Origin of the sequence: Nocardioides sp., from assembly GCF_036503465.1 — a bacterium.
Classification (GTDB): domain Bacteria; phylum Actinomycetota; class Actinomycetes; order Propionibacteriales; family Nocardioidaceae; genus Nocardioides.
The window spans coordinates 1-21,654 of record NZ_DASXWU010000071.1 but is presented as its reverse complement, the minus strand read 5'-3'; the positions used below and the strand labels follow the sequence as shown (position 1 = coordinate 21,654).

Genomic DNA, 21,654 nt, shown 5'->3' with positions numbered 1-21,654 from the left:
TCCTCGCTGTCGTCTGAGTGATCCGCGTGTTGCGAGTGTGGTCGTCTCGACTCGCCGGCACGGCTTCGCGAGCTCAGCCGTGGCGCTCGCTCGACCGGGAGAGCCACGACCGCGGGCTCGTTCCTCGCTGTCGTCTGAGTGATCCGCGTGTTGCGAGTGTGGTCGTCTCGACTCGCCGGCACGGCTTCGCGAGCTCAGCCGTGGCGCTCGCTCGACCGGGAGAGCCACGACCGCGAGCTCGTTCCTCGCTCGCGGTCGGCCTCACCCCCACCAGAATGCGGTGGCGACGATGCCGTAGAGCACGACGAGGGAGGCACCTTCCAGCCACGTCGACTCGCCGTCGAAGGCGATGAACGCCGCGAGGACGATCGCCAGCATCAGGACGACCACGAGCATCGGCGAGAGCACCAGCGTCAGCGACGCCAGCCCGAAGATCTGGGACACCAGCACCAGCACCGGCGCGAGGACCAGCGCGATCTGGAGCGGGCTGTTCAGGATCACCGAGAAGGCGTACGCCGCCTGGTCCTTCGCCGCGAGCTGGACGCCGACGACGTTCTCGATCGCGTTGCCGGCGATGGCGACCACGACCAGGCCGGCGAAGGTCTGGTTGATCGACAACGAGTCCATGGCCGGCTGGAGTGCGTTGACGAACCAGTCGGAGACGAACGCCGCCGCCGCGCCGGCCACCGCGAGCAGCCCGACCGCGAGCCCGACCGGCCAGCGCGGCTGCTCGTGCTGGCCCGCGGACTCGTCGCCGGTCTCTCGGCCCAGGGAGAACGGCAGCGAGGCTGCGAACAGCAGCAGCAGGAGCACCGAGACGATCACCGAGAACGTCGTCTCGTGGGCCTCCGCGGGCGTGTGCAGCCAGTGGGTGAAGGACGGGATCGCCCAGGCCGAGACCGACAGCAACATCAGGACGACGATCGTGCGGGCGCGGTCGGAGCCCAGCTGTTGGGTGCCGTGCCGGAGTCCGCCCACCACGAACGCCAGCCCCAGCACCAGCAGCAGGTTGGCCAGGATGGAGCCGACCAGCGCCGCGCGCACGACGTCCACCAACCCCGCCTTGAGCGAGAAGATGCAGATGAAGAGCTCGGGCAGGTTGCCCAGCGCCGACTGCAGCACGCCGGTGGCGCCGGCGCCGAACCGGTCGCCCAGCTGCTCCACCGACCGGCCGACGACGGACGCGAGGAGGCACACGGCCGCGGCGGAGACGATGAAGGCCGCGACCGCGCCCCAGTGTCCGTAGTCGGCGACGCCGGCCAGCACGGTCAGCACGGCGGCGCCGCCGAGCACGACCTTGTCCGAGGTGACGAGCGTGGAGGTGGCAGTCGCGGCGGCTGTCATGGCGTCACCGTAGGACAGTGGGTGCCCTCGACTACGCTCGACCACCGAGCAGAAGGCGGGCGAAAGGCGGGCTGCGTGCACACCACCACCGGGGTCTTCGTCTGCTTCGAGGGCGGCGAAGGTGCGGGCAAGTCCACGCAGGCCCGGGAGCTGGCCGATGCCCTCGAGAGTCGTGGCTACCGCACGCTGCTCACCTTCGAGCCCGGCGACACCACCGTCGGCAAGGAGCTGCGGCGGATCGTGCTCGACCCCGCGACCGGCGAGCTGTCCCACCGCACCGAGGTCCTGTTGTACGCCGCCGACAAGGCCGAGCACGTCGACACCGTCGTGCTCCCCGCGCTGGAGCGTGGCGAGGTCGTGATCACCGACCGGTACGTCGACTCGATGCTGGCCTACCAGGGCGCCGGCCGGGCCCTCGACCTCCCCGACGTCGACCGGGTGGCCCGGTGGGCCACGCGCGACCTGCGCCCCCACCTGACCGTCGTGCTCGACCTCGACCCGGAGCACGGGCTCGGCCGGTTCGACGAGCGTGACCGGATCGAGGGCGAGTCGCTCGACTTCTTCGTGCGGGCGCGCGAGGCGTTCCTGGCGCTCGCCGCCGACGACCCCGACCACTACCTGGTGGTCGACGCAGCCCGGCCGTCGCACGAGATCGCGGAGGTCGTGCTCACCCGGGTGGAGCCTCTCCTCGGCCAGGCGCTCCGGTGACCGCCCCAGGGATCCCGGCACAGCCGATCCGGTCGGTCTGGGACACGCTTGTCGGACAGCGCCAGGCCGTCGAGTCCCTTCGAGCGGCCGCCTCAGGGCACGGCATGAGCCACGCGTTCCTCTTCACCGGCCCCCCGGGTTCCGGCCGGTCCAACGCCGCGATCGCGTTCGCAGCCGCGCTGGAGTGCGAGCAGCAGCCGCCGGGCTGCGGCACCTGCCACTCCTGCCACACCGTCCTGGCCGTCAGCCACGCCGACGTCACGGTGGTGCGTACCGACCGGCTGTCGATCGGCGTCGACGAGGTGCGCGACCTGGTACGCCGGTCCGCGCTCGCCCCCGTCGGGCGTCGGTGGCAGGTGATGATCGTCGAGGACGCCGACCGGCTGACCGACCAGGCGGCCAACGCCCTGCTCAAGGCGATCGAGGAGCCCACCGACCGCACCGTGTGGATGCTGTGCGCCCCCACTGTCGAGGACCTGCTCCCGACGATCCGCTCGCGCTGCCGGCTGGTGACGCTGACGACGCCCTCGGCCGAGGAGGTGGCCGACTTCCTCGTCCGCACCGACGGCATCGACGCCGCGCTGGCGTCGTACTGCGCCCGCGCCAGCCAGGGACACATCGGCCGGGCCCGGGCGCTCGCCCGCGACGAGGGGGCACGCAACCGCCGCAAGGAGGTCGTCTCCTACCCGGCCCGGCTGACCACTCTCGCCTCATGCATGAGCGCCGCGCAGAACCTCGTGGAGACCACACAGGAGGAGGCCGACCTGATCACCGGCGAGCTCGACGCGCGGGAGCGCGCCGACCTCGACGCGTCGTACGGCGTGGTGGAACGCGGCCGTCGCCCGCGCGAGTACGCCCCGGCCGCCGCGGCCCTCGAGCGGGCACAGAAGACGCGGGCCAAGCGCCGTCACCTCGACGTCGTCGACCGCGGGCTGATGGACCTGGTGTCCGTCTACCGTGACGCGATCGCGGTCGCCACCGGTGCCGGCGGCGCACTGGTCAACGAGGAGATCCGGCACGACGTCGAGCAGGTGGTGCGCAGCTCCAGTCCCGAGCTGAACCTGCGTCGGATCGGTTGGGTCTTCGACGCGAGGGAGCAGATGCTCGAGTTCAACGTGCCCGTGCCGCTGGCGCTCGAGTCGCTGATGGTCGCCCTCAAGGCGCCGACCCGGTGACCCGGCGGTGAGGCGCCTCGTCGCGGCGATCACCCTCGTGGTGGTCGTCGTGCTGGTCGCGGGTGTGGCGCTCGTCGTCACGCGCGGCTCGTCCGGCGACGCGACCGGCCCGACGCCGGTCACACCGTCCGGAGGGCCGCCGGCGACGCAGCCACCGTCTGCCGCGCTGGCGCGGTTCTACGGCCAGCACCTCGACTGGTCCGAGTGCGGCGACAACGAGTGCGCCCGGCTCACCGTGCCTCTCGACTACCGCCGCCCGTCGGGTCGCACGATCCAGCTCTACGTCCTCAAGGTGCCGGCATCCGGGTCGCGCATCGGCTCCCTGGTGGTCAACCCGGGCGGCCCGGGTGCCGCCGGGTCGTCGTACGCCGCCGGGCGGAGCACCTACTTCGGCGACCCGTTGCTGGAGCACTTCGACCTGATCGGCTTCGACCCGCGCGGCACCGGTCAGAGCGCCCCGGTCGACTGCCTGGACGACCACGACTTCAACGCCTACTTCTCCTCCGACCCCGACCCGACGACTCCGGCGCAGATCAAGACGTTCCGGCGCGAGCAACAGGCGCTCGCCCGCGGATGTGCCACCCACTCGGGCGCCCTGGCCGGGCACGTGTCGACCGTCGAGGCGGCGCGCGACATGGACATCCTGCGAGCGGCGCTGGGCGATCCCCGGATGAACTACTTCGGGGCGTCGTACGGCACGAAGCTGGGTGCGACATACGCCCAGCTCTTCCCGCAGCGGGTCGGGCGGTTCGTCCTCGACGGCGCCATCGACCCGTCGCTCGGCACCCGCGCCGCAGCCCTGCAGCAGGCCGCTGCGTTCCAGAAGGCACTCGAGTCGTACGCCGCCAACTGCGTGCAGTCGTCCGTCGGGTGCTTCCTCGGCAAGAGCGTCCCCGACGTGCTGACGACGATCCGCTCATTGCTCGACCAGATCACCCGCAAGCCGGTCCCGACCAGCGACGGACGCGAGCTCACCGCGGGCAACGCCTTCTATGGGATCGCGGCCACGCTCTACAACCGCAGCTACTGGATCCTGCTCAGCTCGGCGCTGCGGGGGGCGCTGAGCGGTGACGGCACTCTGCTGATGAAGCTCGCCGACGCGTACGCCGAGCGCAACACCGACGGCACGTTCCAGAGCAACTTCCTCGAGGCGTTCTACGACATCTCCTGCCTCGACGACCCCTACTCCATCCCCTACAGCAAGGTGCCGTCCCAGTTCCCGGCGTTCGAGAAGGCGTCGTCGGTCTTCGGCCGGGTCTACGCCTGGGGGCTGACCTCGTGTGACGGCTTCACGCCGCGGACCGACGAGCGGCCGCCGGTGATCCACGCGAACGGCGCCCAGCCGATCGTGGTGATCGGCACGACCCGCGACCCGGCGACGCCCTACCGGCAGGCGGTCGCCCTCGCCCACCGGCTCGACTCCGGCGTCCTGGTCAGCCGCGAGGGCGACGGCCACACCGGCTACCACCAGGGCAACGCGTGCGTCGACCGGGCGGTCGAGGGATACCTGGTGTCCGGTGTGGTGCCGAAGAACGGACTCTCTTGCTGATCGTCACCGGTCCGGCCGGATGACGACTCGCCCGCGCGCGCCGGCCTCGACGAGGTCGTGTCCCCGCGCGGTGTCGGCCAGGGGGAGCTCGTGTGCCACGCGGACGGCGAGCCCCGGACCGGCGAGCCGACGGTTGATCGTGGCTGCGGCGTCCGTCAGCTCCGACACGGACGCCAGGCTGATGACGAAGCCGCGGAGCTGGACGTCCCGGGTGTAGAGCGGCCAGAGGTCGACGTTCTCGTGAGGCCTCCGGCCGGCGGTGAGGAGGATCCGGCCACGCGTCGCCACGAGCCGGATGGCGTCGGTGAGCTGCGTCTGCCCGGACGTGTCCCAGTGGACGTCCACGCCGTCCGGTGACGTCGCCCGGACCTGCTCGCCCAGGTCGGGGTCGCGGTAGTCGACCACCGCGTCCGCCCCGAGCTCCCTCACCCGGTCGTGGTCGTCGCTGCGTGCGCCGGCGATCACCCGCAGCCCGGCCTCGGCGGCCAGCTGGACCGCGATCGCGCCGATGTTCCCCGCGGCGCCGCCGACGAAGATCGTCTGGCCGGCTCGCACCTCGGCATGCCGGTGCAGGGCCAGCGCAGCGGTTGCGGCCGGATGGAGTACGGCGACCGTGGCGATGGGGTCGACATCCGGAGGCAGTCGGTACAGCCGCTCCGCCGGTACGACGGCGTACTCCGCGCAGGAGCCCTGCCGGCCGGCGTGGCCCAGGCTGTTGCACCAGACGGGCTCCCCGACCGAGAAGCCGCTGCCGGCTCCGGCCGCCGCCACCGAGCCGACCAGGTCGCGCCCGACCACGAACGGGCTCGGCATCGGAGTCGGGTAGCGGCCGGAGCGGACGTAGGTGTCCACCTGGTTGACCGCCGCAGCCTCTACCTGCACCAGGACGTCCGTGGGCCCGGGCTCGGGCCTCGGGATGCTCTCGACCCGGATGTCGGTCGCCGGCCCCGGTGCGGTCACGAACGCCGCACGCATCAGCTCCTCAGGCATCCCGTCAGGTCTACTCGACGGCCGGACCACCGGCAACCGACCGCGCTCGCGGCGATTCCGCCCCCGCCGCGGCTCTCCGTATACTTCCCGCCGTTGTCCGGGCCCGCCCGAGGGCCGGCTGCAGGCCGCCTTAGCTCAGTCGGTAGAGCGATTCACTCGTAATGAATAGGTCGTCGGTTCGATTCCGACAGGCGGCTCCGACGCCAGTCGTGCCCCTGGGACGTCACACGCACCATGGCATGGATGGCTCCGTCCGCATGACGTCCTCGTGCGGCCGATCCGGCGCCGACAGAGCAGCTCAGGCAGGATCGAGCCATGGACACCGCCGAGTACTGGGACCGACAGGCCGCCCACTTCGACGAGTCACCGGACCACGGGCTCAACGACCCGGTGGTGCGTACCGCGTGGTCGAAGGTGCTGCTCCCTCTGCTGCCCACGGAGTGCAACGTCGCCGACCTCGGGTGTGGCACGGGTTCCCTGTCCGTCCTGCTGGCCGAGCACGGCCACTGCGTCACCGGCGTCGACGTGTCGTCCAGGATGGTGGAGGCCGCGGTGGCGAAGGCATCGGCCGCCGGTGTGGACGCGACGTTCATCGTCGGGGACGCGGCCGAGCCGCCGCTGGCTCCGGGTGCGTACGACGTGGTGCTCAGCCGGCACGTCCTCTGGGCGATGCCAGACCCCGACGAGGCGCTGGGCCGATGGGTGCGGCTGCTGCGCCCGGGAGGACGAGTGGTTCTCGTCGAGGGCCGGTGGTGGACCGGCGCCGGACTCAGTGCCGCCGAGGTGACCGAGCTGCTGCTGCGTCACAGGTCCGAGGCGCGGCTGCAGCACCTCGAGGACGCGGAGCTCTGGGGCGGACCCATCGGGGACGAACGCTTCCTCGTCCACAGCACCGCGTGAGATCCACCCGGTGGCGACGGAGCGCCCGACACGTGACGCGCCCCGCGTCTGCGTGAGCGCGGGGCGCTTCTTCCAAGGCTGCGAACCGATGACGGCTACCACGCCTGAACGAGTCTCAGGCTAGCCCTGCTCGCCGGAAACGTCGACGATGGTTGACCGATCCACCATTCTCGTCACCGGGCGGGGTCGCGGCACGCCCGACGGCGTTCTCGCCGATCTCCGGTGGCGCACCGGTCCTGCGGTCCACAATGGCGGCATGGAAACCACGGAGCTCACGGGACCTCCGGGGCCCTGGGAGCCCCCCGCTGCCATCGAACCCACGGCGTCCGACGAGCAGCAACGCCACGTGGAGCCGATGGGGCTCCTCGACACCGAGTGGCCCTGGGACACCCTGCACGCCGAGCAGGAGGGCCGGACGGGCTCGTTCACCGACGCGATGCGCCGCGAGTACCGGTGGGACGAGGAGGCGTTCACCCGGCTCGAGGCGGCGATGCGCGCGGCCTGCGAGGCCCTCGACGGACGGAGCACGATCGAGCGCTGGGTGGGCGAGGGCTTCTGGTGCTGGACCGCCGTCGTCCCCGAGCTCACCGAGCACCCGCGCTTCACGCCCCCGGACGCCCACTACCTGCGGCAGTGCCTGGCCCGTCTCCGCGACCTGGGCTCCTGGTTCTTCAACGGCACGTCGCCCTACGGCCCCGACCACCTGTGGGAGCCGGTCCAGCCGGTCCGCTCCTGACGCCATCCCCGCGAGCGGAGGTCGGCGTTCCTGGCGTGTGCCTTTGCGTGCGCAGTAGGAATGTCCTGGGACCGATCTCAGGGGGGTGCACATGTCAGAGGCCACCGATCGCCTTCGTGCCGCACGCGACCAGCTGCTCGCGCTGCGTGAGGACCACGACGCCGCCGTCCGGGAGTTCCGATGGCCCGAGGTGGGGCCGACGTTCAACTGGGGCGTCGACTGGTTCGACGAGATCGCACGGGGAGTCGACCGGTCCGCCCTGGTGATCGTCGAGACCGACGGACGGAGTGCCGAGGTGTCGTTCGACGACATGCGCCGGCGGTCCAACCGGCTGGCGCGCTGGCTCGCGGAGCAGGGGGTACGCCGCGGCGACGCCGTGATCGTGATGCTCGGCAACCAGGTCGAGCTCTGGGAGACGATGCTCGCGATCATGAAGCTCGGCGCGGCGATCATGCCGACCACCACCGCCGTCGGCCCGGCCGATCTCCGCGACCGCATCGACCGTGGCGACGCCAGGCACGTCGTCGCCAACTCGGCGGACACCGGCAAGTTCGACGACGTCCCGGGCGATTACACCCGCATCTCGGTCGGCACCGCCGACGGCTGGGCGGACCTGGCCGGCGCGTCGGCGTACGACGACACCGATCTCGACCACCCGGGCACCAGCCCCGGCGACTGCCTGCTCCTCTACTTCACCTCGGGTACGACGAGTCGCCCCAAGCTGGTGGAGCACACGCAGGTCTCCTACCCGGTCGGTCACCTGTCGACGATGTACTGGCTCGGACTCCGACCCGGCGACGTCCATCTGAACATCTCCAGCCCCGGCTGGGCCAAGCACGCGTGGTCGTGCTTCTTCGCGCCGTGGCTGGCCGAGGCGACCGTCTTCCTCTACAACTACGCGCGCTTCGACGCGGCCGCGCTCCTCGAGCAGCTGCAGCACAACCACGTCACCACGTTCTGCGCGCCTCCGACCGTGTGGCGGATGCTGATCAACGCAGACCTCTCCGGAGGACCCGGTGAGCTGCGCGAGGCGATCGCCGCGGGGGAGCCGCTCAACCCCGAGGTCATCGCGCGGGTGAAGGAGAGGTGGGGACTGACGGTTCGCGACGGCTACGGCCAGACCGAGATGACCGCAGCCGTCGGCAACAGTCCGGGCCAGCGGGTGATCCCCGGCTCGATGGGGCGTCCCCTGCCCGGTGTCAACGTCGTCCTCGTCGACCCCGTCAGCGGCCGGAAGGTCGGCGGCGACACCGCCGAGGGGGAGATCTGCCTCGACCTCGACGGTCCCGGCGGCCGCCCGCTGCCGCTGATGACCGGCTACCAGGGTGACGAGGCTCGCAACGACGAGGCCATGGCCGGCGGGCTGTACCACACCGGCGACGTCGCCACCGTCGACGCCGACGGCTTCATCACCTACGTCGGCCGCACCGATGACGTCTTCAAGTCCTCCGACTACAAGATCAGCCCCTTCGAGCTCGAGAGCGTCCTCATCGAGCACCCCGCGGTCGCCGAGGCCGCCGTCGTCCCGGCCCCCGATCCGGTGCGGCTGACCGTGCCCAAGGCGTACGTCGTGCTGGCGCCGGGACACGAGCCGGACCGCGACACGGCGTACTCGATCCTGGAGCACGCCCGGAAGAACCTCGCGCCGTACCTCCGGGTGCGCCGGCTGGAGTTCTTCGACCTGCCGAAGACGATCTCCGGGAAGATCCGTCGGGTCGAGCTCCGCGCCCGGGAGGAGGAGCTGGCAGCGGCGGGGACGTCGTCGAACGACGAGTGGCGTGACGACCAGTTCCCGGAGCTGAAGGCCGGAGGCTGACCCGTCGCGACGCGGCCGTCGTTCAGACGGCCTCGGCGGCCGCCGGTGCGGGCTCCACGCCCTCCTGGCGTGGACGACGCGGGATGGTGGCCGCGATCGCGACCCCGACGAAGGACGCCACGGCGCCGGCGACGAAGCAGACCTGGAACGCGCCCTTGGTCGGCAGCTCGAGGCCGCCGAGGGTCGTGGTGGAGCCGGTGAGGATGGTGGCCATCACCGCCGAGGCGAGGGTGGTGCCGACCGAGCGCATGAGCGCGTTCACGCCGACCGCGGAGGCCGCTTCGCGCACCGGTGCGGAGTCGAGGATCAGCGTGGGCATCGCGGCATACCCGATGCCGACCCCGGCCGCGGCGATGCACGACGCGACGAGCAGCTGCCACGGCGCGCCCATGAGCGCGACGGCGACGACGTACCCCAGGCCCAGGACCGCGGCGCCCACCATCAGTGTGTGCTTGGCGCCGGTGCGGTCGATCAGCCGGCTCGACACGGGTGCGAACAGCATCATCATCAGCCCCGACGGCGCCATCCAGAGGCCGGCCGCCAGGATCGACTGACCGAGGCCGTAGCCGACGGCGGACGGCATCTCCAGGAGCTGGGGTACGGCGATCGACTGCGCCATCATCCCGAAGCCGATGGCGACGGCGGCGACGTTGGTCAGCAGGATCTGCGGCCGGGCGGTGGTGCGCAGGTCGACCAGCGGGTCGCGCTGGCGGAGCTCGTAGGCACCCCACGCGAGCAGGACGACGAGTCCCCCGACGATCGCGCCGCAGGTGCGTCCCGATCCCCAGCCCCAGGTGGTCCCCTTCGAGACGCCGACCAGGAAGGTGACCAGTCCGACGGCCAGTCCGAGCCCGCCGACCACGTCGAGCCGCCCGGGCTCTGCGTCGTCGATGTGGGGCACCAGCAGGACGGTCGAGACCAGGACCACCAGCGCCAGCGCGGCCGACACCCAGAACAAGGCGTGCCAGTCGTGCCCGTCGGCGATCCACGCGGACAGGGGCAGGCCGATCGCACCGCCGACGCCGAGCGTGGCGCTCATCGCCGCGATGGCGGTGGAGGTGATGTGGGGCGGCGTGAACTCGCGCATCAATGAGATGCCGACCGGGATGAAGCCCATCGCGAGTCCCTGCAGCGCTCGGCCGGCCAGCATCGGCAGCAGCGAGCTGGTCATCGCGCAGACGACGGATCCGACGACCAGGAGCGCGGCATTCGCGACCAGGACCCGCTGCTTGCCGTACAGGTCGGCGAGCCGGCCGGCGACGGGCATCGACACCGCCGCGGCGAGCAGGGTCGCGGTCACCACCCAGCCGGCGTCGGCACCGGACGTCGCGAGCAGCTGCGGCAGCTCGCTCTGGATCGGGATCACCATCGTCTGCGTGAGTGCGGCGCTCAGACCGCCGAAGCAGAGGGCGACGACGGCGACCACCGGGCTGGGTGCAGAGCGTGTCGGGTGCGACGTGGACAACGTGTTCTCCTGGGATCGAGCGAGCTCGTCAGACGGTAACAGATCGTTGCCCGTGACAACCAAATCTCGGAACAGCCGGTGCCCCGGACCTGGCCTAGCATCGAGGCGCACGGGTGCACGGGCGCCCGAGGTTCGGGGGACGGATGACGACGGTGGCGTCGCCCCAGGCTCTGTCCGTGGGGCGCGGCCCGCGGCTGCTGGCGGCGCTCGCGCTCCTGCTGGTGGCCGCGTTCACGATCACGACGCTTCCCGGTGTGCGCTCCGGCCCGGGGTTCCACGACCTGTACGACGGCTGGCTCCAGGGCAGTGGGTACGTCGTGCTGGTCGCGGTCGCGATGGTCCGTCCGCTCACCAGCGGGGTGAACCGCACGCTCTGGTGGCTGGTCGCCACCGGGGCGGTGTTCCGGGGCGTGGGCTTCGTGACGTTCCTGGGCTACGTCCGCCTCCTCGACAACCCGCCGTACCCGTCGGTCGCCGACTTCGCCTGGATCGCCGCTGACCTCACGATGCTGGCGGCGATGTGGGTGCTCGTGCGCACTCGCATCCGGACCCGGTCGGTCGAGCTCGCCCTCGACGCCTGCGTGGTGGGGCTCACCGTCGCCGGGGTGGCGGTCGAGCTGCTGTACCGGACGTTCCTCCGGATCGCCCACCGGCCCGACCCGGACGAGATGGTGGTGACCAACCTGTTCTACCCGCTGCTCGACATCGCGACCCTGGTGATCGTGACCGGGGTGCTGGTCCGGCTCGGCTGGCGGTCGCGCTCGACCGTGCTGCTGGCCGCAGGGCTGGCTGCCGACGCGATCGTCGACGCGGTCTTCGTCTACCAGGTGAGCGCCGGCACCTACCACCCGGGAACTCTTCTCGCGGCGCTGTCGCTGATGGGCGCTGCGGCCATGTCGTTCGCCGGCTGGGCCGCCGACGGGGAGGACCGCGAGCCGGAGGAGTACCAGTTCTCCCGGGTGGCGGTGGCAGCCGTGCTGGGCCTCGTCGCCGTGGCCGCCCTGGTCTACGGCGACCTGCGCGACGTACCCCTCGGCGGCAGCCTGCTGCCGGCCGCCGCCCTGGTCGTCGGCATCGGCCGGGCGGTGTTCACCGTCCGGCAGAACCTCGGCACCGCCGAGTCGGCGATCAGCGCGACGACCGCCGAGCTGGTGCGCTTCCAGGCGCTGGTGGAGACCTCCGACGACTTCATTGCGATGGCCAGGCCGGACGGCACCGTGCTGTACGTCAACCCCGCCGGTCGGCGCCTGGTCGGGATCGAGGACCGCGACGTGACCCGGATGAGCATCGCCGACTTCCTCACCGAGGAAGGGCTGGCGGCCTCGATCGAGGTCGAGCAGCCGGCGGTCGTCGCGTCCGGCAGGTGGTCCGGGCAGTCGACGCTGCGCGACCACCGGGGCGGCCCGCCCATCCCGGTCGCGATCTCGAGCTTCCTGATGCGTGACCCCGACACCGGCGACCCGTTCGCGCTGGCCACGGTGCAGCGCGACATCTCCGACCGGGTGGCGGCGCAGTCCGCCCTCGAGGGGCTGGCCGACCAGCGGCAGCGGTTGCTCGACCGTCTCGTGCAGGCCCAGGAGGACGAACGAGCCCGGATCGCTGCCGACGTCCACGACGACTCGGTCCAGGCGCTGGCGGCGGTCGAGCTGCGGCTCGGACTGCTGCGCCGCCAGCTCGCGGACAGCGAGCCGGGGGTGCAGGCGACGGCTGAGACGCTCGCCGGCACCGTGAGCGAGGCGATCGGGCGGCTGCGCGCACTGTTGTTCGACCTCGAGTCGCCGGCCGTGGAGACCGATCTGGCGACAGCCCTGTCCGTGGCCGCGGACGACGCCTTCGGGGACCACCTGCGCTGGCGGGTCACCGGCGACACCGACCTCGACCTGCCCGAGAGCCTGCGGGTCACGGCGTACCGGATCGCACGCGAGACGATGGCGAACGTCGTGCGCCATGCCCAGGCACGCGAGGTGGAGATCCGGCTGGCCCGGGTCGGGACCGGGATCGAGGTCGCCGTGGAGGACGACGGACGCGGGTTCGACCCGGCGACGGTCGAGCCACGACCCGGACACCTCGGCATCCCGGCCATGGCGGACCGGGCCACGATCGCGGGCGGTCGTCTCGACGTCGAACGCCGCGAGGAGGGCGGGATGCGGGTGCGGCTCTGGCTCCCGGCCTCTCCCGACCCGGAGGGCTCCGCCTGACCGTACCGGGGGGACTCTGGTCAGACGGAGCCCGCTCCGGGTCCGCCGAGAGGCCCGCCGGCCGCACCATCGGGGCGCGCGGCCGGCGGGAGCACTCGTCGGGTGGCGGGCCGACCGCCCACGGTCTCCGACGTGCCGGGACCGTGGGGCGCGAGGGATGTCGGCCGGCCGGCGAGGCCGGACCGGCGCTCGGACCGCTTCCCGTCACGGGGGCGGTGCCAGCCTCCCCGGCGGGGTCGCCGGACGCATGAGCCGGGAGCGTCGAATCGGATAGCGCCGATCTACTACGCGGACGCACCCTGAGGCGCTCAGAGGTCCGGGAGCAGCCCTCGGCGGAGTGCGATCGAGAGCGCCTCGAGCTTCGAGTGCGCACCCAGCTTGGCCGAGAGGCTCGCGATGTGGTTGCGCACGGTGTGGACCGAGACGACCAGCCGCTCGGCGATGGCGGCGTTCGACAGGCCCTCCGCGACCAGTCCGAGTACCTCGCGCTCCCGGTCGGTCAGCTCGCCGGCCGCCTGCACCTTGCCGCGGCCGAAGCGTGGGAGGAGCCTCGCCAGGAGCTCGGGGGAGATCACCGACTCACCGGTCGCGGCGGCACGCACCGCCGCGGTGACCTCGCTCAGGCTGCGGGTCTTGGAGAGGAAACCCGAGGCACCCGCCTCGATCGCCGCGAGCAGCACGTGGTCGGCCGCGCTCGCGGTGAGCACGACGACCCCGACCGACGGGCGTACGGCGCGCAGCCCTGGGATGGCCGCCACGCCGTCACCGTCGGGCATCCGGTGGTCGAGCAGGACGACGTCGGGCTCCGTCGTACCGATCAGCGCTCGTGCCTGCTCGAGCGTGGTGGCGACCCCGGCGGTGGTGAGGTCGTCCTCGGCGTCGAGCACCATTGCCAGGCTCGAGGCGAGGACCTCGTGGTCGTCGACGACCAGGACCCGGATCGGACGCGACGGCGCCTGCGTGGCGCCGCGCTCCGACTCAGCCACGTGACTCGAACTCCCTCACATCGCGTCCGGGCCCACGGTCGCACGAAACTAGTATTTCCGCACTACGCGCCTTGGAACTGCGGAGGCATGCGGATCACTCCCTCGTCCGGGCACCGTGTGCACTGTGACGTGCTCTGTGTCCTCGTTGTGCTGCGGCGCCTCGGCTTGCACGTCGGCTCGCGTGGGGCGTAACGACCGATGAGCACGATCCGCGTGGTCGTCGCCGACGACGACGAGACCATGCGTCGCGCCATGATCGACGTACTGGAGGCCCACGGCGGCTTCAGCGTCGTCGCCGACGTGGCCACGGGCGCCGGGCTGCCGGAGCTGGTCGCGGAGACGGACGCCGAGCTGGTGGTGCTCGACGTCCGGATGCCCTCGGGTGGTGCGTCCGCCGCACGCGCGTTGCGGGCCAGTGCGCCGTACCCGACCGTCGTCGCGGTCTCCGCCAGCAACGACGTGTCGACCGTGGCCGAGATGGTCCGCGCGGGTGCCACCGGGTTCCTGGCCAAGGGGCACCTCGGGACGACGTTCGCCGACGATCTGGTGCGCTGCACGCGCGGCCACGTGATGATCGCCGTGCCCCAGGGCGTGCAGGTGCTGCGCGCGATCGGCGAGCGTCCGCCGGACGGGCCGGCCGACCTCACGGCTGTAGAGGCGTCGACCTGATCAGGACTCGTCGACGAACCTGACCCGCGACCGCTCGACCTCGGCGCTCTCGTTCGGCATCACGTTGGTGCCGTCGAGATCCTCCAGCGTGCGCCGTACGGCCTCGCGGTCCGGCTCGGCGTCACTCGCCCCGATGATCACGATCGGCGACGACGGGCCCGGCTCGGAGTCGGGGGACGCCTCGTAGCCGGCTCGGCGCAGACCGGTCACCACGACCACGGGGTCCTGCCCGGGCGGCACCTGGTAGCGCAACGTCGGGCGGTCGGCGTACTGCAGCCGGTCGCTCTGCGCCATCTCGCGGCGGCCGAAACGGTTGAAGGCGATCACTCCGCACACGATCAACACGATGATGATGACGATCGGGACGAGCACGTAGGCACCCATGCCGGATCGGTACCCCGGCCGATGCCTGCCCATGCGAAGGCGCGGTTTGGGTGGGTGAACCGCGGGTACCTGCGGGGACCGGCGAGTCAGATGCAGAAACCGCATAGAAGGAGGACGTCATGGGAGACGCTGCCGAGGACCGGGCGAAGGCCCGGGACCTGCCCGAGGGGGACGTCATCGGGATCCTGCTGGAGCAGCACGCCCAGGTGCGCGACCTCTTCGCGGAGATCCAGAAGGCGCCTGCCAACGAGCGCCAGGAGCCGTTCGACCGGCTGCGGGCGCTGCTCGCCGTCCACGAGACGGCCGAGGAGATGGTGCTCCGGCCGCAGGCCAAGGACAGCGAGTGGAAGGACGTCGCGACCGAGCGGAACCAGGAGGAGGAAGAGGCCAACAAGGTCCTCGCCGCCCTCGAGGACATGGACACCGCGAGCGAGGCGTTCCTCGCGAAGCTGAAGGAGTTCGAGGAGTCCGTCGACGAGCACGCCGAGGCCGAGGAGAGCCAGGAGTTCCCCCGGGTGCTGAACGCCCTCGACGTCGACGAACGACTCAAGCTCGGAAGCCGGCTGCAGGCGGTCGAGAAGATGGGGCCCACGCATCCGCACCCGGCCGCAGCCGGATCGACGACCGCACAGGCCCTGACGGGTCCCTTCGCCGCCATGGCCGACCGGGTGCGGGACGCCTTGTCGCGCTGAGCCTCATCGAGCGCGCGAGGTGTGGGGCGCCCGGCCGTCCAGGCGCACGGAGGCCGGGCGCCCCACGTGGTCTTCTCCGCGCGTCAGGCGTCGGTCACGACGTACGGCGTGTGGCCCGCCAGGCGGGTGACGACGATGCCGGTGAGGGTCATGGCGAGCGCCACGCCGGCCAGGACGACCAGCTGGAACTTCGCGGCCTCGACGGGTGACGCGCCCCCGAAGAGGGCACCGACGAAGGCGCCCGGGAGGGTGACCAGCCCGGTCGACTTGGTCTGGTCGAGGGTCGGGAGCAGCGCCTCCCGGACGGCCTCGTGCCCGATCTCCTCGTGCGCCCGAGCAGGCGTGGCGCCGAGGGACAGCCATCCTTCGATCTCGTCGCGGCGTGCGTGCGACGTACGCCGGAAGTTGCGGCCGGAGAGGGTCGCGGCGCTCATGCTGTTGCCGATCACGATGCCGGCGACCGCCACCACGTCGCGGACGTCGAGGGCGACCAGGCGGAGCGCGAAGATCACGACCAGTGCCGCGCCGGCGCCGGCGAGCACGCCGGCGACCGCGATCCGCCGCCCGTGCCAGAGCCCGCGGATGCGCCGACCGGAGGTCCACGACGCGGTCGTCAGCATCAGGACGACGAAGCCGGCGACCGTCCACGGGACGGCGAGGATGCCGCGCAGGAGCAGCGCGATCACGCTGAGCTGCACCGCGGCACGGACCACCACGACGAGCGGGAACCAACCCAGGCCCACCCGCGCCCACCGGGCGAGTGCGACCGTGAGTCCGGTCAGCGCCAGCAGTCCGGCCCCGAACCCGACGTACGACGCCAACCCGTGCACGGGGCCAGTCTTCCGCAGAGGGAGGTCTGCGCCTCGACGTAGCCTCGGCGGGTGAAGCTGCGCGGGGTACCGGCAACGATGCTCGGGGTCGCCGTGGCGGCCGGTCTGAGCGGGTGCGGCGGCCACCACGAACCGGCCGAAGCCGCCCTCAGCTGGCGGGCGGCGCCGCTCCCCGCCCCGGCCGGGGATCGGGCGATGGTGCGCGGAGCGACGTGGTGCGGCGGCCGCTGGGTCGTCGTCGGCGCCACAGCCGACCCACGCGGCCGTACCCGACCGGCGGTGTGGGCCAGCGCCGACGGGAAGCGCTGGGCCACGCTCCGGCTGGATCCCGGTGACGACTACTACGCGGCACGGGCCATCCTGGGCTCCGTGGGGTGTGCCCACGGTCGGCTGGCCGTGCTCGGCGCCAAGTCAGGGGGCGCCCACGGGAACCCGCGCACGGCGACCTGGCGGCAGCTGAACGACGGCTCGCTGGCCGCCGGGCCGGCGCGGTTCGAGCTGTACGGCGGGCCGAGCGCGGTCGCCGTCAGCCGCCTGGTCGGCGGGCCGCGTGGCTACCTGATCGCCGGGACGCGCGCGAGTGGGGCTGCGGTGTGGACCTCGCCGACGGGGTCGCCGTTCCGGCTTCATGAAGGCACCCGGGGGCTGGCGAGCACCTCACGGGTGCGCACCCAGGCGCTCGACGCAGCCTGGCTGCGCGGCGAGTGGACCGTGATCGGCGACTCGATCGACCGCACCGGACGCCTGATCGCGACGGCCTGGACCGGCTCCGGCGACGGGCCCTGGAGGCCCGCCCGGCTGCCCGGCGGCAGCACCATCACGACAGCCGAACGGCTGGTGCCGACCGCCGCCGGGCCGCTGGTGGTCGGTGTCGACGACGGTGGCTTCGGCGTGTGGTCGGAGCGCGGCGGAGGGTGGACCCTCGAGTCGACGTTCGGCCGGGTCGATCCGGGGGCGACCTCCGCGGCGTACGTCAGCGGCGCAGCCCTGGCCGGCTCGCGGCTGGTCGCGACGTACAGCGACGGCGAACGCTACCGGTTCGCCCTCGGCCCACCCGACGGTCTCGTCGAGGCCGCGCTGCCCGCCCCCGTCACCGTCGGCGGCGACCGCAGCGTCACCGTCGCCACCCACGGCTCCGAGCTCCTCCTCCTCACCGACACCGGCCGCCAGGGAGTGGTCTGGCTGACCCGGATCCAACGCTGACCCGGCTCTTCCCGACGCCCACAAGCAGCGACCCGGCTCTTCCCGATGTCCTAGGGCGTGGCCAAGGGCCGGGTCAGCGTTGTACGGGGTAGCCAAGAGCCGGGTCAGCGTCCGGCGGCGCGCCACGTAGACTGAGTCCTACAAGACAGGGGAGCCCCGAGCCCGGGGCTGAGAGTGCGGCGGAGCCGCAGACCCTCCGAACCTGATCCGGTTAGCACCGGCGAAGGGAGTCAGCCTCATGGCTTTTCTCCAGGCACACCTGCATCGGCCTGCGCGCTCGTTGGTCTCCGCGATCGTCGCGGCGGCCGTGGCGATCGCACTGACCGGTTGCTCCCTGATCGGCTCGGACGACAAGTCCGGTGGCGGCAAGGACGTCGTGCTGGTCACCCACGACGCGTTCGCGCTGCCGAAGCCCGTGATCGCGCAGTTCGACCGCCAGTCCGGCTACCACCTCGTGGTCCACGCGGCGGGCGACGGCGGCACGCTCACCAACAAGCTGGTCCTCACCCAGGGCGACCCGTCCGGTGACGTCGCGTTCGGTGTCGACAACACCTTCGCGAGCCGCGCTCTCGACGCCGACGTGTTCGCCAAGTCCGACGTCCCGCTCCCCGCCGGGGCCCAGCAGTACGTCGTGCCGGGTGACGACGGCCGCCTCGCCCCGATCGACAACGGCAACGTCTGCGTCAACGTCGACCCCGGCTGGTTCAAGGAGCACCATCTCGCCCCGCCGCGCAGCCTCGACGACCTGGTGAAGCCGGCGTACCGCGGCCTCACCGTCGCGCCCGGCGCCACCACCTCCTCGACCGGCCTCGCCTTCCTGCTCGGCACGATCGGCAAGTACGGCGACGGCTGGTCGTCGTGGTGGCAGAAGCTCATCGCCAACGACGCGACGATCACCGACGGCTGGACCCAGGCCTACGAGACCGACTTCACCCAGGGCGGCGGCCATGGCAAGGACCCGATCGTGGTCTCCTACGACTCGTCGCCGGCGTTCACCGTCCCCGAGGGCGGCACCGCCTCGACGACGAAGGCCCTGCTCGACACCTGCTTCCGTCAGATCGAGTACGCCGGCGTCCTCACCGGTGCCGCCAACCCCGCCGGTGCGAAGGCGTTCGTCGAGTTCATGCTCAGCCCGACGGTGCAGAAGGCCCTCCCCGACGCGATGTACGTCTTCCCGGTGCGCTCGGGCACACCGCTCCCGGCCGCCTGGGCGAAGTTCGCGGTCCAGCCGAGGCACCCGTACGTCGTGAGCCCGAACGACATCTCCGCACACCGCGACACCTGGCTGCGCGAGTGGAGCGACATCGTGAGCCGATGAGGCGGGTCTGCGAATGATGACGGGCCCGCCGATGACCACGGCCAGACGCCTGACGACGCTCGCCGCCACCGCGGTCGTCCCCCTGGCCGTGCTCGGCGTCTTCTTCCTGCTGCCCGTCAGCGGCATGGTCGGTCGGGGGTTCGTCCAGCACGGACACCTCGACCTCGGCGGGGTCCTCGACGTCCTGCGCCGGCCGGAGATCGCGCGGGCGGTCTGGTTCACGGTCTGGACCTCCACCCTCGGGACGGTGCTCGCCTGCGCCCTCGGCCTCCCCGCGGCGTACGTCCTGCACCGGGTCGCGATCCCCGGGCGCACCTGGATCCGCGCGGTGCTGGTGGTCCCGTTCGTCCTCCCGACCGTCGTCGTGGGTGTCGCCTTCGAGCTGCTGATCGGGCAGAGCGGCCCGCTCGCCTTCCTGGGTCTGGACGGCACCCCCGGGGCGATCGTCGCCGGGCTGGTGTTCTTCAACGCATCGGTCGTGATCCGGGTCGTGGGTGGCGCCTGGGAGTCGCTGGACCCACGACCTGCGGAGGCGGCCGCCGCGCTCGGCGCATCCCCTCGCCAGGTCCTTCGCGACGTCACGCTGCCCGCGCTGCGCCCGGCGGTCGTGTCGGCGGCGACCGTCGTCTTCCTGTTCTGCGCCACCGCGTTCGGGATCGTGCTCACTCTCGGCGGGCTGCGCTACTCGAGCGTCGAGACGCAGATCTACCTCCTCACCGCCAACCTCCTCGACCTGCAGGGCGCGGCCGCTCTGTCGATCCTGCAGCTACTGGTCGTGGTCCTGCTGCTCCTCGCCGCCGCGCGTGCACGTCGTACGCCGGACGCCGCGGTCGCCCGCTCCCGCGCACGCCTGCGCCGCCTCTCCCGGCACGACCTCCCGGCGATGGCGGCGACATTGGTGCTGCTGCTCCTCGTCGTCGGCCCGATCGCCTCGCTCGTCGTCGCGTCGCTGCGGGTCGACGGTGCCTGGAGCCTGGACAACTACCGCGCCCTCCAGACCCCGGGCTCCCACCAGGCGCTGCTCGTCCCGGTCACCGACGCCGTCGTCAACTCCCTGCGGATCGCGGTCGACGCCACCTGGATGTCGCTGCTGCTCGGCCTCGCCGTGGCCGCGGTCGTGACCCGACGCTCGCGCACCCGCTCCGAGCGTCGCCTTCGCACCGTCGTGGACGGCCTGTTCATGCTGCCGCTCGGCGTCTCCGCGGTGACGCTCGGCTTCGGGTTCCTGATCACCCTCGGCCGCCCACCGCTCGACCTGCGCGACTCGCCGCTGCTGATCCCGGTGGCCCAGGCGCTGGTTGCGCTGCCGCTGGTCGTCCGGGTGCTGGTCCCGGTGCTGGCAGGGGTCGACGACCGTCTCCGCCAGGCCGCCGCCACCCTCGGTGCGTCGCCGGTCCGCGCGCTCGCCGTCGTCGACCTCCCCGTGATCTGGAAGCCCCTCCTCGCCGCCGCCGGGTTCGCGTTCGCCTGCTCGCTGGGGGAGTTCGGCGCCACCTCGTTCCTGGTCCGCGACGACCGGCCGACCCTGCCGGTCGTGATCTTCCGGCTGATCGGCCATCCCGGCGACCTCAACTTCGGGATGGCCCTCGCCGGCTCCGTCGTGCTGGGTGGCACCACCGCGTTGGTGATGCTGCTGGTCGAGCGGCTCCGGGTGCCGTCGGTCGGGACGCTCTGATGGCCGCCCTTTCCGTCAGCGGCGTCTCCGTGTCGTACGACGGCATGCCGGCCGTCCTCGACGCCGACCTCGACCTCGACGACGGCCGCGTCCTCGCCGTCCTCGGCCCGTCCGGGTGCGGCAAGTCGACCCTGCTCCGCGCCATCGCCGGCCTCGAGCCCGCATCGGGCAGCGTCCGCTGGCACGACCACGACGTCTCGAACGTCCCCACCCATCGGCGGGGCTTCGCGCTGATGTTCCAGGACGGCCAGCTGTTCCCCCAGCTGACCGTCGCCCGCAACGTCGGCTACCCCCTCCGCATCCGCCGTACGCCGCGCGCCACGGCCGCCGCGCGGGTCGCCGAGCTCCTCGACCTGGTCGGCCTCTCGGGCTTCGCCGACCGGCTGCCCGCGACCCTGTCCGGCGGCGAGCGGCAGCGCGTCGCCCTGGCCCGCGCGCTCGCGGCGTCGCCGCGACTGCTCCTGCTCGACGAACCGCTGAGCGCGCTCGACGCGGGACTCCGCCAGCGCCTGGCCGAGGACCTCCACCGGATCCTGGTGGAGGCGGGGACCACCGCGGTGATGGTGACCCACGACCACGAGGAGGCGTTCGCCGTCGCCGACGACCTCGCGGTCATGCGAGGCGGACGGATCGTGCAGGCCGGCCCGATCGCCGACGCCTGGCGAGCACCGGCAGATCGGGACACCGCCCTGTTCCTCGGCTACGCGCGCGTGCTCGAGGGTGCGACTGCCGCGGCGCTCCTGCGCGCGGCGGGTCTGCCGGAGGCGCCGGAACTCGCCGTACGCCGGTCGGCGCTCTCAGTCGCCGAGGACGGCGCACTCAAGGGCGAGGTCGTCGAGGTCAGGACCACCCCGGGCCAGCTCCGACTGGTCTGTCGGACCGACCTCGGCGAGCTCGACGCGGTCGCCCCTCTCGACGTCCGGCTGGCAACCGGTGACGCCGTCCGGCTGCGCGTCGACGCGACCCGGATGGCGGCCCTCCCCGGGCGATCGGAGCGTGTCTGAGCTCGCCCTACA

The 21,654-nt window shown here is 72.3% G+C and carries 19 protein-coding genes, 1 tRNA gene and 1 riboswitch; of the genes, 14 read left to right on the top strand and 6 right to left on the bottom strand.

Translation table 11 applies throughout. From position 1 onward, the window contains the following. Positions 1–261 precede the first annotated feature (261 nt). Entirely contained in the window at positions 262–1,344 is a 1,083-nt protein-coding gene (gene cax / locus VGK78_RS13450; protein WP_331528163.1) for a calcium/proton exchanger, read from the bottom strand. A 75-nt stretch (positions 1,345–1,419) separates the two neighbouring features. On the opposite strand from cax, the gene tmk reads away from it, so the two are divergent. From tmk to VGK78_RS13435, 3 genes are read left to right on the top strand one after another with little or no spacing between them, the layout of a single operon-like run. Further along, positions 1,420–2,052: a dTMP kinase gene (gene tmk, locus VGK78_RS13445; protein ID WP_331528162.1), complete on the top strand. Its 633-nt coding sequence runs from the start codon at positions 1,420–1,422 to the stop codon at positions 2,050–2,052. A gap of 11 nt (positions 2,053–2,063) precedes the next feature. Beyond that, complete coding sequence (locus tag VGK78_RS13440) at positions 2,064–3,227, top strand: DNA polymerase III subunit delta' (RefSeq protein ID WP_414690683.1); 1,164 nt, start codon at positions 2,064–2,066, stop codon at positions 3,225–3,227. Between the two features lie 7 nt (positions 3,228–3,234). Beyond that, positions 3,235–4,776, top strand: coding sequence for an alpha/beta hydrolase (locus tag VGK78_RS13435; protein WP_331528160.1), 1,542 nt, complete (start codon positions 3,235–3,237; stop codon positions 4,774–4,776). 3 nt (positions 4,777–4,779) lie between these two features. Here the strand turns inward: VGK78_RS13435 and VGK78_RS13430 are convergent, their stop codons facing one another. Continuing rightward, positions 4,780–5,766: an NADPH:quinone reductase gene (locus VGK78_RS13430; protein ID WP_331528159.1), complete on the bottom strand. Its 987-nt coding sequence runs from the start codon at positions 5,764–5,766 to the stop codon at positions 4,780–4,782. A 124-nt stretch (positions 5,767–5,890) separates the two neighbouring features. On the opposite strand from VGK78_RS13430, the gene VGK78_RS13425 reads away from it, so the two are divergent. The 4 genes from VGK78_RS13425 to VGK78_RS13410 all read left to right on the top strand — a co-directional run bounded on the left by VGK78_RS13425 (position 5,891) and on the right by VGK78_RS13410 (position 9,218). Next, positions 5,891–5,963: transfer RNA gene (locus VGK78_RS13425), tRNA-Thr, on the top strand. Between the two features lie 118 nt (positions 5,964–6,081). Continuing rightward, positions 6,082–6,666 carry a class I SAM-dependent methyltransferase gene (locus VGK78_RS13420; protein ID WP_331528158.1) on the top strand — a complete coding sequence of 195 codons (585 nt, stop codon included), beginning with the start codon at positions 6,082–6,084 and terminating at the stop codon, positions 6,664–6,666. 256 nt (positions 6,667–6,922) lie between these two features. Then, on the top strand, positions 6,923–7,402 hold the full coding sequence (locus VGK78_RS13415; protein ID WP_331528157.1) for a hypothetical protein: 480 nt from the start codon (positions 6,923–6,925) through the stop codon (positions 7,400–7,402). 91 nt (positions 7,403–7,493) lie between these two features. Further along, positions 7,494–9,218 carry an AMP-binding protein gene (locus VGK78_RS13410; protein ID WP_331528156.1) on the top strand — a complete coding sequence of 575 codons (1,725 nt, stop codon included), beginning with the start codon at positions 7,494–7,496 and terminating at the stop codon, positions 9,216–9,218. Between the two features lie 22 nt (positions 9,219–9,240). On the opposite strand, the gene VGK78_RS13405 is transcribed toward VGK78_RS13410, so the two are convergent. Further along, on the bottom strand, positions 9,241–10,683 hold the full coding sequence (locus VGK78_RS13405; protein WP_331528155.1) for an MFS transporter: 1,443 nt from the start codon (positions 10,681–10,683) through the stop codon (positions 9,241–9,243). 143 nt (positions 10,684–10,826) lie between these two features. Between VGK78_RS13405 and VGK78_RS13400 the strand changes: the two genes are divergently transcribed. After that, positions 10,827–12,881: a PAS domain-containing sensor histidine kinase gene (locus tag VGK78_RS13400; RefSeq protein ID WP_331528154.1), complete on the top strand. Its 2,055-nt coding sequence runs from the start codon at positions 10,827–10,829 to the stop codon at positions 12,879–12,881. Between the two features lie 308 nt (positions 12,882–13,189). On the opposite strand, the gene VGK78_RS13395 is transcribed toward VGK78_RS13400, so the two are convergent. Further along, positions 13,190–13,867: a response regulator transcription factor gene (locus VGK78_RS13395; protein ID WP_331528153.1), complete on the bottom strand. Its 678-nt coding sequence runs from the start codon at positions 13,865–13,867 to the stop codon at positions 13,190–13,192. A gap of 198 nt (positions 13,868–14,065) precedes the next feature. Here VGK78_RS13395 and VGK78_RS13390 point away from each other — a divergent pair, with 198 nt between their 5' ends. Next, positions 14,066–14,536, top strand: a complete 471-nt coding sequence (locus tag VGK78_RS13390) for a response regulator (RefSeq protein ID WP_331528152.1) — start codon at positions 14,066–14,068, stop codon at positions 14,534–14,536. On the opposite strand, the gene VGK78_RS13385 is transcribed toward VGK78_RS13390, so the two are convergent. Continuing rightward, positions 14,537–14,920, bottom strand: a complete 384-nt coding sequence (locus VGK78_RS13385) for a hypothetical protein (RefSeq protein WP_331528151.1) — start codon at positions 14,918–14,920, stop codon at positions 14,537–14,539. It abuts the gene before it with no gap. A gap of 119 nt (positions 14,921–15,039) precedes the next feature. Here VGK78_RS13385 and VGK78_RS13380 point away from each other — a divergent pair, with 119 nt between their 5' ends. After that, positions 15,040–15,612 (top strand): hemerythrin domain-containing protein, encoded by a 573-nt coding sequence (locus VGK78_RS13380; RefSeq protein ID WP_331528149.1) that lies wholly within the window; start codon positions 15,040–15,042, stop codon positions 15,610–15,612. Between the two features lie 83 nt (positions 15,613–15,695). On the opposite strand, the gene VGK78_RS13375 is transcribed toward VGK78_RS13380, so the two are convergent. Then, positions 15,696–16,442: an ABC transporter permease gene (locus tag VGK78_RS13375; RefSeq protein ID WP_331528148.1), complete on the bottom strand. Its 747-nt coding sequence runs from the start codon at positions 16,440–16,442 to the stop codon at positions 15,696–15,698. Positions 16,443–16,493: 51 nt separating this feature from the next. Here VGK78_RS13375 and VGK78_RS13370 point away from each other — a divergent pair, with 51 nt between their 5' ends. The 4 genes from VGK78_RS13370 (at position 16,494) to VGK78_RS13355 (ending at position 21,642) form a co-directional block, all read left to right on the top strand. Further along, positions 16,494–17,645 (top strand): hypothetical protein, encoded by a 1,152-nt coding sequence (locus VGK78_RS13370; protein ID WP_331528147.1) that lies wholly within the window; start codon positions 16,494–16,496, stop codon positions 17,643–17,645. A gap of 137 nt (positions 17,646–17,782) precedes the next feature. Then, positions 17,783–17,891, top strand: a riboswitch (TPP riboswitch). Continuing rightward, entirely contained in the window at positions 17,884–18,963 is a 1,080-nt protein-coding gene (locus VGK78_RS13365; protein ID WP_331528146.1) for a thiamine ABC transporter substrate-binding protein, read from the top strand. It overlaps the preceding riboswitch by 8 nt. A gap of 31 nt (positions 18,964–18,994) precedes the next feature. Beyond that, positions 18,995–20,638 (top strand): ABC transporter permease, encoded by a 1,644-nt coding sequence (locus VGK78_RS13360; protein WP_331528145.1) that lies wholly within the window; start codon positions 18,995–18,997, stop codon positions 20,636–20,638. After that, a complete protein-coding gene (locus VGK78_RS13355; protein WP_331528144.1) occupies positions 20,638–21,642 on the top strand; it encodes an ABC transporter ATP-binding protein in 1,005 nt (334 codons plus the stop codon). Before VGK78_RS13360 ends, VGK78_RS13355 begins: the two co-directional genes overlap by 1 nt. The last annotated feature ends 12 nt before the right edge of the window (positions 21,643–21,654 follow it).

Bases quoted from the DNA above. Each gene is read 5' to 3' on its own strand.
- cax (WP_331528163.1), bottom strand. From the start codon at position 1,344: ATGACAGCCGCCGCGACTGCCACCTCCACGCTCGTCACCTCGGACAAG.
- VGK78_RS13385 (WP_331528151.1), bottom strand. From the start codon at position 14,920: ATGGGTGCCTACGTGCTCGTCCCGATCGTCATCATCATCGTGTTGATC.
- VGK78_RS13400 (WP_331528154.1), top strand. From the start codon at position 10,827: ATGACGACGGTGGCGTCGCCCCAGGCTCTGTCCGTGGGGCGCGGCCCG.
- VGK78_RS13410 (WP_331528156.1), top strand. From the start codon at position 7,494: ATGTCAGAGGCCACCGATCGCCTTCGTGCCGCACGCGACCAGCTGCTC.
- VGK78_RS13380 (WP_331528149.1), top strand. From the start codon at position 15,040: ATGGGAGACGCTGCCGAGGACCGGGCGAAGGCCCGGGACCTGCCCGAG.
- VGK78_RS13365 (WP_331528146.1), top strand. From the start codon at position 17,884: ATGGCTTTTCTCCAGGCACACCTGCATCGGCCTGCGCGCTCGTTGGTC.
- VGK78_RS13420 (WP_331528158.1), top strand. From the start codon at position 6,082: ATGGACACCGCCGAGTACTGGGACCGACAGGCCGCCCACTTCGACGAG.
- VGK78_RS13360 (WP_331528145.1), top strand. From the start codon at position 18,995: ATGACCACGGCCAGACGCCTGACGACGCTCGCCGCCACCGCGGTCGTC.
- VGK78_RS13415 (WP_331528157.1), top strand. From the start codon at position 6,923: ATGGAAACCACGGAGCTCACGGGACCTCCGGGGCCCTGGGAGCCCCCC.
- VGK78_RS13355 (WP_331528144.1), top strand. From the start codon at position 20,638: ATGGCCGCCCTTTCCGTCAGCGGCGTCTCCGTGTCGTACGACGGCATG.
- VGK78_RS13390 (WP_331528152.1), top strand. From the start codon at position 14,066: ATGAGCACGATCCGCGTGGTCGTCGCCGACGACGACGAGACCATGCGT.
- VGK78_RS13430 (WP_331528159.1), bottom strand. From the start codon at position 5,766: ATGCCTGAGGAGCTGATGCGTGCGGCGTTCGTGACCGCACCGGGGCCG.